Annotated in this window: 1 protein-coding gene; it reads left to right on the plus strand. The window is 44.6% G+C overall.

Translation table 11 applies throughout. The features are described from left to right. Nucleotides 1–73 precede the first annotated feature (73 nt). Nucleotides 74–1,161, plus strand: a protein-coding gene (locus ACQKCG_RS13960; protein WP_182176701.1) for an IS3 family transposase whose coding sequence is annotated in 2 segments (ribosomal slippage) — nucleotides 74–326 and nucleotides 326–1,161 — 1,089 coding nt in all. Because the reading frame shifts where the segments join, the coding sequence is not laid out codon by codon here. The last annotated feature ends 38 nt before the right edge of the window (nucleotides 1,162–1,199 follow it).

Below are 1,199 nucleotides of genomic sequence, written 5' to 3' on the forward strand. Positions count from 1 at the left end.
GGTAATCCCCCCAATAAATAAGAACACTTACAAATAGAGATTAACTGCTAAAATACACCAGCAGGAGAATCCTATGAAAAAGACACGCTTTAGCGACAACCAAATCGTCAACATCCTAAAACAAGCCGAACAAGGCGTCCCTATTACCGAGCTCTGCCGTGAGCATAACATCAGCCAAAGCACCTTCTACAACTGGCGATCTAAATATGGTGGTATGGACGCCACACTTATCAGCCGTCTTAAAGAGCTTGAAGTTGAAAATGCCCGCTTAAAGAAGATGTACGCTGATGAATGTCTTAAATCCGACATCCTACAGGATGCTATGTCAAAAAAGTGGTAGCGCCCCAAAGGCGCAAAGCGTTGGTTTGTCACTACATTGAAGATCGTAGCATTAGCATACGCCGTGCTTGCCGTATCTTTAATATCAGCGTCACCTGTTATTATCACAAGTCGGTGGTAACAGATGAGAACCAGCAAATAGCGGACTTACTTATCAAACTGACTGATGAGAACAAGAACTGGGGCTTTGGCTTGTGCTTTTTAGCCTTGCGTAATGTGCTAGGACTGCCGTACAACCATAAGCGGGTATATCGCATCTACTGCGAGCTTGAACTCAACCTTAGAATCAAGCCTAAGCGTCGCATTAAACGTGCTAAACCAATACCATTAGCAGTACCTGATAGGATTAACCAAAGCTGGAGCATGGACTTTATGCACGACGGCTTAACTGATGGCCGCGGCTTTAGACTGTTCAATGTCATTGATGATTACAACCGTGAGGCACTCACCGTTGAAGTCGACTTCTCGCTACCGGCCGGGAGGGTCATACGCAGTCTTAATCAGCTTATTGAGTACCGAGGCAAACCTGTGCAGATAAGATGCGATAACGGCCCTGAATACATCAGCAATGCGCTCAAAGACTGGGCTGAGCAGCAAGGTATCATCTTAAGCTATATTGAACCTGGCAATCCACAGCAAAATGCGTATGTAGAGCGCTTTAACAGAACCATGAGATATGATTGGTTAAATCAGGAGCTGTTTGATAATCTAGAGCAGGTACGCGCACAAGCAGAAAACTGGTTATACCATTATAATCATAAGCGCCCAAACATGGGCAATGGCGGTTTTACACCGATACAGAAACTCAATCAGGCAGCTTAATTCTATTTATTAGGTGTCTTAAGTTTGGGAGGGTTACC

It is taken from the genome of Psychrobacter sp. NPDC078929 (assembly GCF_050267985.1).
In the GTDB taxonomy this organism is placed as follows: domain Bacteria; phylum Pseudomonadota; class Gammaproteobacteria; order Pseudomonadales; family Moraxellaceae; genus Psychrobacter.